13 protein-coding genes and 2 pseudogenes are annotated in these 17,350 nt (G+C 54.7%); 9 read left to right on the top strand and 6 right to left on the bottom strand.

The genetic code is table 11. The annotated features are described in order from the left end of the window. Positions 1-193: 193 nt before the first annotated feature. The 3 genes from TU76_RS16580 to TU76_RS16570 form a co-directional block, all read right to left on the bottom strand. Complete coding sequence (locus TU76_RS16580; protein WP_048352129.1) at positions 194-808, bottom strand: nitroreductase family protein; 615 nt, start codon at positions 806-808, stop codon at positions 194-196. A 69-nt stretch (positions 809-877) separates the two neighbouring features. Then, the gene (locus TU76_RS16575; RefSeq protein WP_019822615.1) at positions 878-1,231 is read right to left on the bottom strand and encodes a putative quinol monooxygenase; all 354 of its coding nucleotides are present in this window, start codon (positions 1,229-1,231) and stop codon (positions 878-880) included. A gap of 86 nt (positions 1,232-1,317) precedes the next feature. Next, on the bottom strand, positions 1,318-1,515 hold the full coding sequence (locus TU76_RS16570) for a tautomerase family protein (RefSeq protein WP_003445639.1): 198 nt from the start codon (positions 1,513-1,515) through the stop codon (positions 1,318-1,320). A gap of 150 nt (positions 1,516-1,665) precedes the next feature. Here TU76_RS16570 and TU76_RS16565 point away from each other — a divergent pair, with 150 nt between their 5' ends. Next, positions 1,666-2,568, top strand: coding sequence for a LysR family transcriptional regulator (locus TU76_RS16565; RefSeq protein WP_048352128.1), 903 nt, complete (start codon positions 1,666-1,668; stop codon positions 2,566-2,568). Between the two features lie 15 nt (positions 2,569-2,583). On the opposite strand, the pseudogene TU76_RS25480 reads toward TU76_RS16565, so the two are convergent. Then, positions 2,584-2,676 (bottom strand): annotated as a pseudogene (locus tag TU76_RS25480) (LysR family transcriptional regulator); the annotation flags it as partial. A gap of 597 nt (positions 2,677-3,273) precedes the next feature. Here TU76_RS25480 and TU76_RS25265 point away from each other — a divergent pair. Further along, positions 3,274-3,429, top strand: a pseudogene (locus TU76_RS25265) (IS66 family transposase); the annotation flags it as partial. A gap of 423 nt (positions 3,430-3,852) precedes the next feature. Beyond that, complete coding sequence (locus tag TU76_RS16555; RefSeq protein ID WP_048352126.1) at positions 3,853-7,677, top strand: hypothetical protein; 3,825 nt, start codon at positions 3,853-3,855, stop codon at positions 7,675-7,677. A 229-nt stretch (positions 7,678-7,906) separates the two neighbouring features. Here the strand turns inward: TU76_RS16555 and TU76_RS16550 are convergent, their stop codons facing one another. Then, on the bottom strand, positions 7,907-8,776 hold the full coding sequence (locus TU76_RS16550) for a hypothetical protein (RefSeq protein WP_048654706.1): 870 nt from the start codon (positions 8,774-8,776) through the stop codon (positions 7,907-7,909). 964 nt (positions 8,777-9,740) lie between these two features. After that, positions 9,741-10,001: a hypothetical protein gene (locus TU76_RS16545; RefSeq protein ID WP_231984099.1), complete on the bottom strand. Its 261-nt coding sequence runs from the start codon at positions 9,999-10,001 to the stop codon at positions 9,741-9,743. Between the two features lie 203 nt (positions 10,002-10,204). On the opposite strand from TU76_RS16545, the gene TU76_RS16540 reads away from it, so the two are divergent. The 6 genes from TU76_RS16540 (at position 10,205) to TU76_RS16515 (ending at position 17,277) form a co-directional block, all read left to right on the top strand. After that, positions 10,205-10,909 (top strand): YaaW family protein, encoded by a 705-nt coding sequence (locus TU76_RS16540; RefSeq protein ID WP_048352125.1) that lies wholly within the window; start codon positions 10,205-10,207, stop codon positions 10,907-10,909. Further along, the gene (locus TU76_RS16535) at positions 10,900-11,868 is read left to right on the top strand and encodes a hypothetical protein (RefSeq protein WP_048352124.1); all 969 of its coding nucleotides are present in this window, start codon (positions 10,900-10,902) and stop codon (positions 11,866-11,868) included. The genes TU76_RS16540 and TU76_RS16535 overlap by 10 nt, the downstream gene beginning before the upstream one ends. A gap of 701 nt (positions 11,869-12,569) precedes the next feature. Further along, positions 12,570-12,998 (top strand): N-acetyltransferase, encoded by a 429-nt coding sequence (locus TU76_RS16530; protein ID WP_046809381.1) that lies wholly within the window; start codon positions 12,570-12,572, stop codon positions 12,996-12,998. A gap of 327 nt (positions 12,999-13,325) precedes the next feature. Further along, positions 13,326-13,808, top strand: a complete 483-nt coding sequence (locus tag TU76_RS16525; RefSeq protein WP_019822716.1) for a cupin domain-containing protein — start codon at positions 13,326-13,328, stop codon at positions 13,806-13,808. Positions 13,809-14,036: 228 nt separating this feature from the next. After that, positions 14,037-14,555, top strand: a complete 519-nt coding sequence (locus tag TU76_RS16520) for a cysteine hydrolase family protein (protein ID WP_048352123.1) — start codon at positions 14,037-14,039, stop codon at positions 14,553-14,555. Positions 14,556-14,856: 301 nt separating this feature from the next. Next, positions 14,857-17,277, top strand: a complete 2,421-nt coding sequence (locus TU76_RS16515) for a glucose/quinate/shikimate family membrane-bound PQQ-dependent dehydrogenase (RefSeq protein WP_048352122.1) — start codon at positions 14,857-14,859, stop codon at positions 17,275-17,277. Positions 17,278-17,350: the final 73 nt, after the last annotated feature.

Here is a 17,350-nt window from a genome sequence, read left to right as displayed (position 1 = left end):
CGCTGTAATTCATGATCGCCCAGGTTTCTTCAGCTCAACTGCATCTCACTTAATGAAGAAGGGTACCTGCTGTGAGTGAGCCGTCGATAGAAGGCAGCTTTAAGCGCACCCAGCCCTACGTTCATAACGCTGACGTCGAATTGAGCGATGTCCTTGCATGCCTGGGTTACCCAGGCATGCAAGGCGACAGGGCTTAAACGAACTGCAACACGTCGCTCACAGGTTTGCGCGGCTTTTGTGGCCAGTTGGCCGACCCAGGGTAGCCCACAGTGATCAACATCACGGGCACTTCTTCATCCGACAGACCGAACTCCTTGGCCACTGCGGCCTGATCGAATCCAATCATTGGAGTTGAAACCAAACCTTGGCCCTTGGCGGCCAACATCAGGGTCATCCCGGCCAGTGAGCCAGAGCGGATGGCTTCGTCGCGCTGCAACTGGGGATTTTCCTGATACATGCCTTGCGCCGCACCCACCCACATGTCGTAGATCGACTGGTCGATGATTCCGGCGTCCAGGGTCGGCTGCAAGGCTGCCGGCAGGGTTACATGCGGGTTCAGGGTGCCGCAGACAATAAAGGTCACGGCTGCATCCATTATCTTTTGCTGGGCGAATGCCAATGGCAACAAACGCGCCTTGGCTTCGGTGCTGCGCACGGCCAGGAACTTCCAGTTTTGCAGGTTAAAGGCGGAGGGCGCGTGGGTGGCCAGGTTGATCAGTTCGGCGATCTGGGCGTCCGTCAATGAACGTTCAGTGTCGTAGCTGTTGGCGGAAATGCGGGACTTAATAACTTCGGCGATAACGGACATGGTGGTCTCTGTGCGGGATAGGGATACGCAGGACACAGTTGTCGCTCAGAGCCTGCGCTTTGTTTGAACTTAGCGGCTGAAGCCATCGAACGGGGTCATGTAGACGGCGCCGAACGGGTCCAGACGCTTGCGGATTTCAGCGTCAGGTGTGCCGTAAACCACCAGACTGGTAATGGTGCACAGCTCCAGGAAGCGCTGGCCGAAAGGCGCGAACGTAGTATCTACGTGGCTCACCACGGCATCCACGTTATAACGCTCAAGGATGTGCACGGTGCTGTTGTCTTCATTGACGCTGTATTCGTAAATCAGTGTGCCCGGTTCGGTTCGGGTGGCGGCAACGATGGTGGCGATCAGCGCCTTGAATTCAGGGAACTCTGCGGGTTTGACCGCAAGGGAGAACAGGCAGGAAATATGGGGGTGCATGGGGTGGTCTCCGGCAGATGGATGACAAAAACCTGCACGCAAGCATCGCTGGATTAGGGCAATGCGTGCGGTGCAGGTCGCAGGTGTCAGGACTTTTCGGGTGCTTCCCCGAACAGCTTGCCGGCGCCTGCCCAATCCGATGCGGCCACGTCTTCGAAAATCACGTAGATATAATTGGCATCGGTACCGGTGTGTTTAACGATGCTTTCGGTGATATCGGCTGCAACAGCGGCTTTCTGCGCGTGTTCCTTACCTTCGAACCAGCTCACACGTACGACGGGCATGATGTATTCCTTCTAGGGCATTCATCTGGGAGAGGTGCGCGAAGTGCACCGTTGTCTTGCTGGAATCCATCGTACTGTTGAATGCTGTAGCGATAAACGACCTAAAACTATAATCTGGGTAGATCTAAACTCTACAATAGAGCGGTCGGCATGGTACCCATCGATTCCTTCCAGGGCGTAATCACCTTCGTAGTGGCTGCACGCTCATCCAGTTTTACCCAGGCGGCTGAACGGTTGGGGGTGTCAAAATCTGCCGTTGGCAAAGCCATCGCACGTCTGGAGGAGCGTTTGGGCACGCAGTTGTTTCATCGCACTACCCGACGGATATCCCTGACCGCCGATGGCGAGGCCTACTTCGTGGCGTGTTCCACGGCCCTGGAAGAAATCGGCACCGCTGAAAGCGGGTTGGGCCCCGGTGGTGGAGAGCCTTCCGGACGCTTGCGCGTTGATGTGCCGGTTGCTTTCGGCCGCAGGGTTGTTGCGCCCTTGTTGTTCGAGATCGCCAACAAATACCCGGCGCTGCAATTGAACCTGACGTTTTCCGATCACCTGGTGGACCCATTCGAGGAAGGGATCGATTTGTTGGTACGGTTTGGTGAACTGCAGGACACCAGCGGCCTGGTGGCACGGCGCTTGACCCGCCAACGCTGGGCCATCTGTGCTTCCCCTGATTACCTGGCGCGCTTCGGCACCCCTAAAACCCTGGAAGAACTGGGTCAGCATCGTTGCATCGTCGGCCATCGACGCGGCCAACCGCTAACATGGCGCGTCACAGAGGCGGGGCAAACGGTGCGTTACGCGCCAACCTCAACTCATCAGATTGGCGATGGTGAGGTCATGATTCTTGCGGCGGTGGCAGGCGCCGGCTTATGCCAGATGCCACGCAGCCTGTTTCAGGACGATATAGAAGCGGGCAGGCTGGTAGAGGTGCTGCAAGCCTATGAGCCTGAAGCGGTGGATGTGCATGCAGTTTGGCCGAAGGTGTCGCACCTGAGACCCAAGGTACGGTATGTGGTCGATGAGCTGGTTAAGTTGTGTGCTCATTGGCAGTAAAGGGTGTGCATCTACTTAATCACTGAACAGATCAAACATCAGTGGTCGGAACCATTTGTTGGCGGGGTCCCGGTTGTATTTGCCGTGCCAGAACAAATTGATGGCGATCAGGTCGGTGTTCTTCGCAAAGCTCGCGAGTGATGTCGTCAGGAGCTACAAGCGTGTGAGCGTCTACAGCAAGATACATGATTTAACAAGTGGGCGATGTCAGATGTTTATAAGCACCTCACGAGCCTGAGATTGCTGACTTAATGTTCTCGAAATCAGCGCGACTGTTCGTCGAATGGCGTTCATGGACCTAGTATTTCCCGCCGTCCTGAGCCTCGTCGCCCCGACAATCGGACGGTCCCAGTCCAGAGAGTGGTGGATGCCAGTTCTCAAAAAACCATGCTTTGGCGCCTGGTTGAAAATCAGGCGAACTTGGCATGCTCAGAATTGAGCAGTGCGGCGTCCCGGAGCTGGTTGGTCATGGCACCTACTAAGTCTCAAGTGTGAGGTTTGGAGGAGGTTCCAGAGAATCCGAAGCGCTTCACGAGCCGACGTATTCGTTCACTCGGAATATCAGCATCGCGCAATTGGCGGTCAAGCTAGGCTTCATCATTAACCAACGTTCCGCGCTAATACTGAAGGTTGATTAACCACTTTGGTAGCTGCTCAATGCCGCATCCTGCCAGTACGGCTATCACCTGCCCCTCACCTTCGCCCAAGCGTTTGAAATTTGCCAAGCGTAGCGAGCAGATGGATCCCGAGCAGGCCAGTTTGCTCGATGACCTGATCGATACCTATATCGCGGCAATTGAAGCAGAGCTTCAAAGCTTGCAAGCAGTGATAACTCCGCCTGAGAAAAAGCAGAAGCCCAAGATGGCGAAAGTGACTGAAGTGATCGGCTTCACAGTGATGAGCGTTTGTGTCGGAAAGGGGAATCGATTCAGATGATGCAAAAATCTTAAACTTGATGTGAGCAGCCTGCTGACGCTTAACCTCCTTCAGGCGGGTGTTTTGAGTTCTGGCTAAGATAATGAAAATTAATCATCTATAATCGCAAATGAGATCAGAACTGCGAAACGATAAAGCAGACTGGAGGGCAAAACACGCTTGAAAGAGAACGTGCAAGAGCGGCAACGGTTCAGGGCCACAACTTCACCGTCATGGCCATGGCTTCGCATCGCGATGACAACGTACTTGGCCATGCGATGAAATCACGCTGTCTTTTCTCACCCACATCGCCGGATCAAAAATTGTTCTGTTGCGTGGGTGGCGTTGTTGTGAACCGGAAGAGGTCATATGGGTAAGAAGTCTCGCGCCAAAAAGGAACGAAAGCTCGCTAGCGCAGCGATAGACCCGACTGCATTTTTGCGCCAAATATCCAGTTTCCAAGAGCGGAACACCACCCGCAAAGGGGCTGCAGAGCTCTTTTCCGAACAGTTGGAAGCAACGCGTACGTTGTTTCATCAGTACAGCCGCATTGATGTGGCGCTGGCGTTGAGCGTTTCAGAGCTATGGCCTGCCAACACCGCCAGCCCGGTCAAACACATCTTCGCCTGGCGGGTGCTGTTGGAGCTCCAGGAGGATTCTGTCAGTGCAAAGGCCATCGCCAGTTATGCCGATTTCAAAGATTTCACAGAAGCGCTGTACGCGGTCTGGCCTGAGTTTCCAATGCTCGAAGATTTTTTGCCAGAGGCCGATTGGGGCCAGGTCAAAGCGCGCCTCGGCCGCCATTTCGTTCCCATGTTCTACGGCAGTTGCATTGAGCGCACGCCTGATTTTGTAGAAGCTTTCCGGATCACGTATGCACACGCTCCTGAAGCGCTCGCATACATGGATCTGGTAATCGCTCTTCAATCGCAAATCATCCATTCATATCCTCATCAACTGGGAGCCACCGAGACCGAGACTGGGCATATCGAAATCGTCCCTGAGACTTTCTGGCTGGCTTGCGAGCCCATGCTGAATAAACTCGGGCGTGATCTTGCCAAGTGGCGGGCGAAGGCAGGCACTTTTCTGGATGCGGCACTGGGGGGATTTACAACACCACTGACGTGGGATGGTTTCGGAAACTCTGTGATGGAGGGTAGTGCGCTGTCATTTCTCGCGCTGGATGCTCAGGACGTTTGGTTTCCTATGTCCGTGCGCAATGCGCCAGGCGTCGTGATTGATCACTGGGCTCGCAGCAGCACAGGCAATGTGAGCGTTCAAGCGCATCGAAAGCTCGCATTGTTCGTTGCCGAGCGATTTGTAGAGACAGTGATGGGACCTTTGACGCTGCTGGTTGACGGCACGGTTTGCAAAGATCTGCCCGTCAGTTGCATCGTCTCTGATGATTCGGGCGTGTACCTAGTCTGCGCGTGCGATCACGCATCGGTTGAGCGGCTTGCGGCCACGGCAGCAGATGTTTATGCCGAAGTGAGGCGCAGAGCCTCTCTATCGTTTCGGTTCGCGGGCGAGCAGGGCGCTGAATTGTCCCAGAATGGGCCAGACCTCACCGCTGACAAGCTTCATATCATCCTCGTCCCGACGTTGAAGGGCACGGGTTTTGGGATGATTCACCTGCCGAAACCACCCACACGATTAATCCCGTTAGCAGACTTCATCTCCATTTTCGATAGCCTCCGGGATCTGGATGATCTGCACCATTACTGGCGATACGTTGACGATCAGGCACTTACGGTCGGCCCGTTTTCTCGCGGATCGGTTGATTTGTTTGCGTCCTACCGGGATACCCATGGCGTATTGGTCGATGGCGCTATTGCACCGAACTTCATCGGACTGGATCCGCACTGGGGAACCTCCTGGCGCTTCATCGTGCTTTCGGATTTCTGGTCACAGGCACCGGCGATATTCCCGGATGGTTCATCCGGGTGGCAGCTGTTCTCCCAGACCACTGGAGTAACCGGGCTCCACTCGAGGCACCATCACGTGGCCGCGTACTCAACCTCGATTGGCGCCAGTACCTTTCAGGCCATGCTTGAAGTACCCGGCGGCATGAGTCGCGAAGAGGCTCGCATTATCGATCTGTTCGCACAGCTTCTTGTGGATTGCGGTTACCGCTGCGGCGAGCTGCTGCCGGACGTCGCGCTATTTCAGCAGCCGCATATCCTGTTTTCTTGCACGCCGGATGCTTTTGGCGCTGTGGAGATGATTGAAGTCCCCAGGCCCCTTGGCGAATTTGCATCCGTGGTCACGTCACTTGTAGCAGATGACTCGCACCCTGGCCTGTTTCATCTGAAAATCGATATCGCCGCAGTGCTTGCCGGCCTCAACGGCGCCGTAGACGGCACATTCGAGGTCCGCTGCCTGCTGGAAGTGCTTGAGAAGTGTCATGCAGCCATGGGCCTGTGTTTGCCAGACGCTCTAGAGCAACGCCTCGCCCCTCGAGCCATGCAAGCTGCTCGATATCAGTTGAACGTGGTCGTCAGGCGCGTAGACGTTCCTGACCACGTGGTTCCCATCGGACCTTCGCTATCGGACTACAAGCGCGCTCGCAAACAACTGGCCAAAGAAATCCAGTCGCTTGGACTGGTGCCAGGTCGTTACGAACTGTCGGAAGCAAAAACCAGAATTGACCCTGCAGGAGCTAGCCTTCGCAGTCATCTCGAACGCCGGCTCGCATCGCTCGACAGGCATCAGTTGATACAGGCGTGCGTGGAGCAGCACGACGCACACCTTGTAGCCGAAAGGCAAAAAATCGAGCGTGCACGCCAAAGCCTTAGTCATGCCGTGGATTACGATCGCGTGGATGCGATCGAAGAGGCACGCAAAGACTTTGGCGTAATGGCTCGGCACTATCGATACCTACTGGAAAAAACGCTGAGCTCGCCAATGACGGGGGACGGCGAAGTGACAAAGGAGGCTCTACAGGAACTGATTGGTCTTGTTGACTGGCTTATGGTGCTGACCGGCGCCAGCAACGCCCTTCACAACGGGATAGACGTGGGAGGCGTCGAGATCGATGACGCTTATATCCCCACCGTATTTTATTCACAAGGCTCAGATGACCGAGAGACTACCTTCGCACGAGAATACGCCAGGATCAGGCTGGGGCAGGGTGCAAACAAGCAAGATGCAGTTGAAGGTGAGTCTGAAGAGCTGCTGTCCTCTGAGCCGCTTAAACGTGCTTTCATCGCTGACGTAGGCTTCGATTTGGACACTTTGATTGTCGCGCTCACCGTCTTGTCACAAGCTCAACGACACGGCTTTGCGAGTGAATTGTCGCTTTCTTACACGGCAACACCCAGTCACGTCGCCCAAGGGCTGGTAGACAGCATCGACGATCTTGATCTCGTCGACGCCGAGAAAATTGTGGCCTTTCTGACGTTATCGGACTCTGGCATTCGCAGGCTGGCTGAGAAAAACGTGGACGAAGGCGATGTTCCCTATTGGGAACATAACAAGCGGATTCATCGCTACACCATTCGACCCTTGGTACGTGATGGCGAGAATCTAAGATGGGGAGCAGAGACGGCCAGCCGAGCGATGAACCTCTGGATGTCAACGGTACGGGATGGCTACCTACCCGCAGAATTCGGCTGGCAACTCGTCGAACCCGTTATCCGTGGCGTGAAAGAAAGCATTGAAAAACGCCTGGAGCACCGGACGGAGGAAATCTTTCTTCGTCATACCCCATACGTTTGGAGGGGCATTGATTTTTTCAAGCGCTTTCGAAAAGAGGGCTTTGAAGATGTGGGCGACTTTGATGTCTTGGCGTATTGGCCAGAGACCAATGTGATCGCGACCGTAGAGTGCAAGTACAACCAGCCGCCCTTTACGGTCAAGGACGGTCGCCGGTTGCGCGATCGCATCTTTGGTAAGGCCGAAGATGACAAGGCAGGGCAATTCAGTCGAATCTTGAGGCGTAGGCAGTTTCTTGAAAAGCATCGGTCACGAATGCTTGAGCTGCTGGAGTGGCCGCCATCCAGCGTTGAAGTCTGCGAAGACGTCGAGCTTTATGTGAGTCGCGACCTGTACTACTGGATGGTTCATACACCGTACCCTGTTCCCACCCGATTTGTTCAGGTGGATACCCTGGACACCTGGATCAAGACCGAGCTCCTCGGCGTCGGTCAGCCCGATGTTGAAGAGGCGACCGGGAGGAAAACGGGATCGAGTTAATGAATGATTCTGACAACGGTTGAGTGGCTTGAAGAGGGGGTGGCGAACCTCTCTCTCTACGAGGGACTCACAAGCGTCGGAGTGTAGTGGTATAACTGGATATCAGGGTGGCCGTGTTCGACCCGGTGCTTTCATCTTTTTGGGTCGTCAGCGCAACCACCCAATTTCGCGAGATCACGTGAAGCCCGTCGCTCACCGCAAAGGCACTTGGGGAGAGCATGATGGCCAGCTAAATTTCAGGTTCATACTTGAAGCCTACGGCTTCCCAATCCCGCCAGTCAGGATTCGCGCCGTCAACCCATCGAACGTCTATGGCGGTCGGGTTGCTCAATGCTCCACTCCCTCCCTGATACCAGGCTCCGGTTACTTTCCCATTTGCTTCGACGGCCAAGGGCATAAAGTTTGAATGAAATGAAGGAGGGCGTGATTGTTTCCATCCAGGAACCAACAGATTTCTGACCCGCTCGTGCTCTTGGCGTTGGAGCTCATGGAGCACAGGGACCAGCTCGCTGAAGCCACATCGTACTGAGATCTCTGAGAACTTCTTGAAACCCACCGATTTCTGGGGTGCCGCCACATTCAAGTCCAATGTCTTGCCGCTGCACAAGTAGAATTCAGCCTCGGAAAGATTCAGGTGCGTCACGCTCACTTCGGGATCTTTTTCAACAACCGCGAGGATGTAGTATTGGGCGGGAAAGACTTTTTCGACCTTGTTCTTGTCTTTAGCCATATTCCATCTACACGTTTTATTGAGCCTCCATTTTTCGCGATTGCTCGTACTTTTGATTTCAATCGTCACTCCCCATGTCAGCTGCAAGTCAAAGACATCACCATGGGGTTGTTTGCTGTAAAAAGGTGCCAAGCTCTTAGCCAGCTGTCCTGGGCGCGGAATTTGGTGTGTCAAGTCCAGCACCCGGTCCAACACTATTTCGTCGACGTTATCTATCAGGTGTCGAGCCAGAATGAATTCAATCATGACACCGCGGATGACGGGAGTCGTGATGTTCGAAAATGCCCAATCCCAAAACTCCCCAACATCATAAGCGAGACGTTGATTGTCAAAAGAAAATTTCAGGTCGCTCGTTACTTTAGGGGACATGGCACACCCGTATTTGGAAGGTGCCGCATTGTAGCCATGGGGACATGGCCAATCCAATCTGCGCGGAATGTTTAGACTGCTGGGAGCCGACCAGCAATCTCCAGTGCGGTTTATGTCCGTGGATGCAATGTCGGAGTTGCAATTACAGGAAATTCGGGTGACCGACCTGAAACAATAAAAAAATCGAAAGCTGTGACATAATTACCCCAAGGAAGTAAAGGCAAAGGCACCTAAGCGGTGCCCATCATGCTGAGACCACTCGCTAAAGCCCACGTGCTACTGCAAGCGTGTATCGTGCCAAAACCTTTTGCGACAGGAAAACACGGATGTATTTGTCAGCGCTCACGATGGGGTATGTGCACTGGACTGCACGCCGACTGAATAACGATCAGTTGGCTTGTCGCTGGGTTGATGTCGCGGTCCGTAGCGGCCATGGAGGAGGAGGGCAAAGCTTGGACGTCAATGTGCGTCAGTTGCTAGCCGCCCGCCGTGTACCTGCGACCGCTGCGCGATGTTGAGCGCGAGATGTCGCCTGGCTGTGGGTCTCGACTGTCCTAGGTGCTGAAAAACTTTTATCACATCAAGCACGGTGCTGATTTTAACGCTGACCAACCTCTTGCAGACCTCGATCCTGCCAGCCTGAGTCTTGCGGATTTGATAGCCGCCGCGCCAATATTGGCAGCCATCTCATTCAACGACTCGCCATGAACACAAAGTACATGGCCCGTTGAGAGAGCGGACGCCTATAGCGGGTTTGTCTAATCAGTGCCTTACGAGCCTCATGTGTCACCAGCCTTTGAACCCCTTCGCCCCAAAAGCCCCCGCAAATCCTGCCTCCTAGCCGCGCGTCGCTGCAGAAGTCTAAGTTTGGCCAGTAGTTCTGGTAAACCTCGTAGTCGAGCGCTGCGGCGTTCGCACGGTTCTCGGCATTCAAGACATTCCAGGCCTGGTACATCCGGTGCTGCTAGTCGGTCTCCATCACCAACCGGTACGACGTCTCCCATGACCAACCGTCCTTCATCAGCGTTATCACGAAGAATTCAGCAGCTGCATTAGCACAGCCGGAGTCGCGGGCAATCATCCTGTCTAGGATCGAATAAGCACTGCCAATTGCCTGGAAAATGGACACACTTTGGCTGTCCAGCTTCTCATCGAGTGGCGGATAATCCGGGGCTTGAGGCTGCTGTGGGATGAAGGCGAAAACTGTTGCGGTAGGGAAGGTCATAGGGCAGCCTGCCCATGGAGCAAGCGTCGCTGCAACGCGTTACATGGCGTCTGCTCTGCATTCCTTATTCAGTAAGCCCCAGCCTGACTCTCCAGCGGGAAGACACACGCGTGTCTTGTGGCTAAAATCAGCACGCCTGTACTGGCCATAGGCAATCATTGCTTTGATGAGCGGCCACTTTAGGAATACTTACAGGGGGATACATGGAGTCAATTGTTCCGAGAGACCGGTCGATATCCGATCTCTTATCGCGTGCCGCATCAGCGGATCTGGAAGTCTTGGCCGACCTGATCACCGACAGTGGCAAGGGCAGGATAGCCCTCGACAGCGACGTGAAGGGAACCATCATGACCCGGAAGGTGCAGGGCCGCTTGCAATCTATTTCGGGCCTGCTTGAAAAGGAAATTTGTGCGTTCGGAAGCAATACCATTGTCTCCGCAATCAAATCGGAGAGCATCAACTACCTCGAGGTAGCGACGGGTGTCGCGAAAAAGCTGGACGGGAAACCCTCCGCGCAAGATGACATCTTCGCCATTGAAGAAATCATCATCCGCCAGGCCGTTGACAAATACATGGGAGATGAAGCGCTCAAGGATTATCTGAGCGGCGGCAATCTCGCTGGCTACATCAATGAAATGGTGAAAACGCTGATGTTGTCTGCCGGTAGCCTGGGTGGTATGGCTACCACTGGTGGCGGGGCGGGCTTTGCCAGCGCATTAGGAGGCCGGGTGCTCTCAATGGTTGCAGCTCCACTTGCTATCGGAGCCGCAGGACTCGCGATTTACCAGGCGTCGTCGCCGGCGTTCCGGATCACCATTCCTGCCGTGCTGCACGTCGCTAAGCTACGGCGCGCACGTTACGACCAAGACTTCGAAGTCTACACGGAGAAATTGAAAGCATGTTTGTAAACGTTGACGCGCTTATACGCTCCCTGCCTGATATCCCAGATGTCCTGGCCAAACTGCATAGCGGAGATTACACGCTTTGGGGTGGCGTAGTCCGGTACTCAAAGGGAACCGAGAAGGCTGGCCAGATCGTCGGGCACCTCCTTTTTCCGGGCGACTCAGGGCATGTCCAAGAGAGCCTACAGAACCTGCAATCCACTCTATCCAGTGGCCTGGGGTCGCTTCAAACAGGCATGGATCAAGTGCAGCAGAGCATGAATGTGCTCCAGGGACTACAGTCGGCCAATCTCGTAATGAGCGGGCTCAACCTCGCGGTGACTACCGTGGGCTTTGTCATTGTGTGCAAAAAACTCGACAAAATTAGCCGGGAAATGGAGAAACAATCAAAAACGATCGCAGAGACTTGGCAGTTGGTGAGTGAGGCTCACGAACGGTACCTACTCGCTGATGAGGCTCGCTTTCGAGGCCTGCTACGCACCGCAGTACAGTTCTGCGAAGAAGGCGATGCTCATCAGCTCAGGATATTGATTGGATCGTTCAATGAGCAGTATGAGTTCACCAGGCTTCTCCTGGAACGGCATTCACGGAATGCCACCAGCAACGTTGTACTCTTCGAGCAGATTTCATTGCTGCAAAACCGATTGGTAAACCTTGGCTTGATGATGTCCCACGTTCAGTTGAAGGCTGGTTCTCACAAGTACGCCCGACAAAGCCTGACGGAGCTTGCCACCGACATCACCAGTCTCAATGCTTCTCGGGTAGAGGCTTTGTCCAACGATCGCAGTGTTGCGTCAACGATCACTCATGAGCAATTCGCTGGTCTGACTCGTTTCCTGCAGGATGGAACACAGATGACGCCGTCTCTGACCTACCAAGCTGATCTCATTGAGCTTGAAGTGAAGCATCCTGGGCTGCTTCAGCATGCGACCGAGGCGCGGGAAATTTTGCTGATAGCCGCGTGAGCTATTCGGTTGCCGTTAACGAAACGCGATACGGGAGAAGACTAAACTAAAGAGATCGTCGGCTCAGTTCAGTGAAGCTTCAGTTTCAATAGTAGACCGAGAGCTTTGCCTGAACTGGACGATGCGATTTCAGATGGGATCTCTAGCTGCTGAATTATGGTTTTCAAACCGGGCGATCAGGGATGGCAGAGCTGGTGAAGCTGAGGAGGTACTGGAGAGATGGAACGTAACGGGTTGATTCGAGGGGTGTATGGTCAATTCAGGCAAAGTCTGGTTTTCGGGGGGCTGGTGACATCATGAACATTTCTAACATGGCATCTGGTTTAACATAATATACATTATGCGTACTTGCGTAATAGAACATCAAGGTCAGTGGAGGTCAGATTTCAATGCACAGAGCACTCTGAAATCTTCCTGACCTTTTAACTGCTCTCTAGTAAACACCTCCAGCGGCTATCGCTCACCGAAAACACTTTAGTCTGCAGCACGCCGTTGAGATGATCCGATGATTAAACAACTCTTCGCAGCGTTGTAGTTATGCCGCCGTCTCAAATGGGATTGCTGATTACGGTGCTTCAAGGTCGTCCGCTCTAAGCATTGGACACTTTCTGCCTGGATCACTACACGCCCATTGCTTTGCGGCATAATCGCAAGCTTTGCACCGCACCGGTCCGCAGTGATAACCGCAATGGAATGGACAAATGATCAGAGCATTTGAGCACGACGATATGGAACGCATTCTGGACATCTGGCTGAAAGCATCCATCAAGGCCCATGACTTTATCGATGCTTCTTACTGGCAATCCCATTTAGAAGCTATGCGTGACGTTTACATACCGGGATCTGAAACGTATGTGGTTGAAGATCAATCGGGAGTTTTGGGATTTTGTTGTTTGCTGGGCAATCAACTGGCCGCACTGTTTGTCGATCCAGACCATCAAGGCAAAGGCCTGGGCAAGCAATTGCTTAAGCATGTAAAAAACCTTCGGGATGAGCTGACACTGGCTGTATACAAGGAGAACACGCCCAGCATCGCCTTCTATCAGTCACAAGGCTTTGAGGTGGTCAAGGAGCAAGTTGATACTCAAACAGGTCACAGTGAGCACCTGATGTCGTACAAAAATCACTAGACATGGGGCCTGCTAAAGGTGGCTATTCATGCACCTTATCTCCGTTGAGCCCTGTGACGATCTCCCTTGACCGCCCGTGTTCAGGCCCATGACTTCAAGCCCCTGAACATAACCAAATATTATAACTAAACTAAAGAACTATTTAGTATAGTTATAATACACGCTGTTTTATCCCCTCTCCATTGCCTGGTTTGTGGCTGTATCGGCGTCCTCAATCCGGTGTCCTGCGTAATGAACATCTATGCTCTTCGCTTGATCCGCGCATTTGAAGCTATATGAGTTCGCAGTAACCTTTCTCCCATTGCCTGCTTGTTGGAGGGACACACATTGGCCCATACCCCGTTCTCAGGCCCCCTCTATGCGCTCGATGCGCCAGAGAGAATTCGCTCCAGCAATTACCCTGAGCCTTTTGCTTCACTCATGCAGGCCCGCCAGAAAAGGCCCTTGGGCGACCTCTTCAACCTCAAGAATTTTGGCGTAAACCTGATCCACTTACCTCCAGGAAGTATTTCGTCTCTTCACCATTCTCACGAGCTGCAAGACGAGTTCATCTATGTACTGGAGGGTCATCCGACCTTATTTCAGGCGGATGAGTCGCTGCAACTGGCTCCGGGAATGATTGCCGGCTTCCCTGCCAAAGGTGTCGCTCACCATCTTGAGAATAGAACTGACGTAACCTGCGTCATTCTTGAGGTCGGCGATCGAAGCACAGGGGACCGCGTGAATTATCCTTCTGACGACATACAAGCCGTTACCGGGGCTGACGGCAAATGGCATTTCACCCACAAAGATGGCATTCCCTATTCGTGACAGATTTCAGGCCCCAGTACTGGCTTGTCAGCTTGCTGCGATATTGCTAGTGTGAATTGATGACAGATTATTACCGCACATTGACCACCACCCCGACCACGACCGCTAAATGCGGAGCGTGCGAGGTGTCGTGAGCCAATAGCAAACGAACTTCAAAGGCCCGCCAGCGATGGACAGGGCCTTTTTTATGCCCTTGTGTCGCTGGCTACTATGCAAGGAGATGCACCCATGTACGCCCTTTTGATTCTGGACGTCCAGGTCGGACTCGTTCACGGCCCTGACAAGCCATGGCGCAGCGAGGAGTTGCTGGAAACGGTCAACAGCCTGATGGACAAAGCCCGTAGCGCAGGTGCAACGATATTTCTGGCGCGCCATACAGGCCCTGTCGGATCTCCCATCGAACCCGGCAGTCCGTTGACGGAGCTTGCACCGGAACTCAAGTTAGCGGGTGGCGAAGTGGTGTTTGAAAAAAATCGCCCCAACGCTTTCACACTGACCGGGCTGGCGGAAAACTTACGCGCTTGCGGTGCCACCGGCGTGGTCATCGCAGGCATGAAGACTCAATATTGCGTCGACAGTACGTGCCGGGCTGCCCGCGACCTGGGGTTCGATGCCGTGCTGATCGCCGACGGCCATACTTGCTCAGACACCCCGGCCCTGACAGCCCAGGATATCGTGGCTCATCACAACGCCACCCTTGCCGGGCCTTTCTGCCAGTTGATCAAGGCTGAGGACTGGCATTTCTAGCAGAGCGCTAAAAAGTGGGCGTGCGCAGGCTTTGCCTTGGGCTGACGCACGCCCCCTCCCTTCCCCCTCTCCTGTCGTCCGGCACTGACAATTTGTCGCAGGGCCGCGTTTTTGTTAAAGTTAGGAAACTAACTGTTTAGTACATAACTATTCTGGTCGGTTCTCGTGCTGTTGACCAGCCCTGCATGGAGCTCGACGACGTGAAGAACCTCCGGACTCGCCTGCGCCTGGCCTGCAAGCCGCTACAGTTAAACGCTATACCCTCCTCCCAACCGTTCATGCATCAATAGGGTCATGAAAAATGATTAATGCTCAACCTTCGGCAGCTGTAAGCCGTTGGCCCATCTGGGTCGCCGCTCTCGGTGTGCTTGTCTTCGGATTGCTCTTTGTAGCCGGTGGTGGTTACCTCGCCACGCTGGGTGGCAGCCTGTACTTCCTGCTCGCAGGCCTCGGTATGGTTGCTTCGTCCATACTCTTGTTCAAAAAGCGTCTGGCAGGTGCCTGGCTGTTCGCCGCCGTGATGGTGGCCAGTGTCATCTGGGCGCTGGTCGATGCCGGACTGGTGTTCTGGCCGCTGGTTTCGCGCCTGTTCGCCCTCGCCGTACTGAGCCTTGTCGTGGCGCTGGTTTACCCGACCCTGCGCAAGGCCAACGGACTCAGCGGCAACGCTGGATACGGGCTGAGCGCGGTGCTGGCTGTAGCCATCACTGCCGGTGCCTGGGGAATGTTCCAGCCCCACGCTTCGGTCGCGCCAACCGGCAATGGCCCTGGCCTGACCAAGGTCGATCCGGACAAAGCCCAGAAAGACTGGGCGCATTACGGTAACGACGAGGGTGGCAGCCGCTTTGCTGCGCTGGACCAAATCAACCGCAGCAACGTATCCAAACTGGTGCCAGCCTGGACCTACCAGACCGGTGACGTTGCAATCAGCAACGGCAATGGTGCTGAAGACCAGATGACCCCTCTGCAAGTGGGCGACAAGGTTTTTATCTGCACACCCCACAACAACCTCATTGCTCTGGATGCCGATACAGGTAAAGAGCTGTGGAAAAACAACATCAATGCACAGTCGGCAGTTTGGCAGCGTTGCCGCGGCCTGGCCTATTTTGACGCCACGAGCGCCGTCACCCAGCCTACTGACGGCAGCACTCCGGCAGCAGCGGTAACGGTTGCCCCTGGTGCTGCATGTCAGCGTCGTCTGCTGACCAACACCATCGATGCTCGCCTGATTGCTGTGGACGCGGATACCGGCCAGTTCTGCCCGGACTTCGGCACCAATGGCCAGGTTGATCTCAAGGCTGGACTGGGCAATGTGCCTGATTCCTACTACCAGCTGTCGTCGGCACCCCTGATGGCGGGCACTACAGTGGTAGTTGGCGGCCGTGTTGCCGATAACGTGCAGGCCGACATGCCTGGTGGCGTGATACGTGGTTTCGACGTGATGACTGGCGCCATGCGCTGGGCTTTTGATCCGGGCAACCCGCAAGACAAACAAGCTCCGGCTGACGGCAAGACTTACGTTCGCAGCACGCCCAACAGCTGGGCACCCATGTCTTATGACCCGCTGATGAACACGGTGTTCTTGCCGATGGGCAGTTCGTCCACTGACATCTACGGCGTTGAGCGTACAGCCCTGGATCACAAGTACGGCGCATCCGTGTTGGCGTTGAACGCTACCACCGGTGAAGAAAAATGGGTTTACCAGACGGTCCACAATGACCTGTGGGACTTCGACCTGCCGATGCAGCCAAGCCTGATCGACTTTGCCAAGCCAGATGGCAGCAAGGTGCCAGCCCTGGTGATCGGTACCAAGGCAGGACAGATTTTTGTGCTGGATCGCCACACTGGCCAGCCACTGACTAAAGTCGAAGAAGTTGCGGTCAAACCGTCGAATATCCCTGACGAACCCTACTCGCTGACTCAGCCAAAGTCCGTGGGCATGCCACAAATTGGCGCGCAAACACTGACTGAGTCGGACATGTGGGGTGCAACCCCTTTCGATCAAATGCTGTGCCGCATCTCGTTCAAGAAAATGCGTTACGAAGGTCTGTACACCGCGCCGGGCACTGACGTGTCGTTGAGCTTCCCCGGATCGCTTGGCGGCATGAACTGGGGCAGCCTGTCGACTGACCCGGTACACGGCTTTATCTTCGTCAACGATATGCGTCTGGGCTTGTGGGTACAGATGGTGCCGCAAGAAAAAGACGCCAAGGCTTCTTCCGGCGGCGAAGCCCTGAACACCGGCATGGGCGCAGTTCCGCTCAAGGGTACGCCTTATGCCGTGAACAAAAACCGCTTCCTGTCGGTGGCAGGCATTCCGTGCCAGGCGCCGCCTTTCGGGACGCTGACTGCCATCGACATGAAGACTCAGAAAATCGCGTGGCAAGTGCCGGTTGGCACCGTTCAGGACACCGGCCCGATGGGCATCAAAATGGGTCTGCAACTGCCAATAGGCATGCCGACACTGGGCGGTACGCTGTCCACTCAAGGTGGCCTGGTGTTTATCGCCGGCACTCAGGACTACTACCTGCGCGCCTTCAACTCCGCCAACGGCGAAGAAGCCTGGAAAGCCCGCTTGCCAGTCGGCAGCCAAGGTGGCCCGATGACATTTGTGTCGCCTAAAACAGGCAAGCAATACATCGTCATCACGGCTGGTGGTGCACGTCAGTCGCCTGATCGTGGCGATTACGTGATCGCTTACGCGCTACCTGACAGCCAGTAAACACTACCCTTATGGGAGGCAATACCTCGGTCTGACTGACCGAGGTGTTGCCATCGCGGGCAAGCCCGGCTCC

The organism is Pseudomonas psychrophila, assembly GCF_001043005.1.
Taxonomy (GTDB): domain Bacteria; phylum Pseudomonadota; class Gammaproteobacteria; order Pseudomonadales; family Pseudomonadaceae; genus Aquipseudomonas; species Aquipseudomonas psychrophila.
The sequence above is the reverse complement of the archived record's forward strand: the minus strand, read 5'-3'. Positions and strand labels throughout refer to the sequence as shown.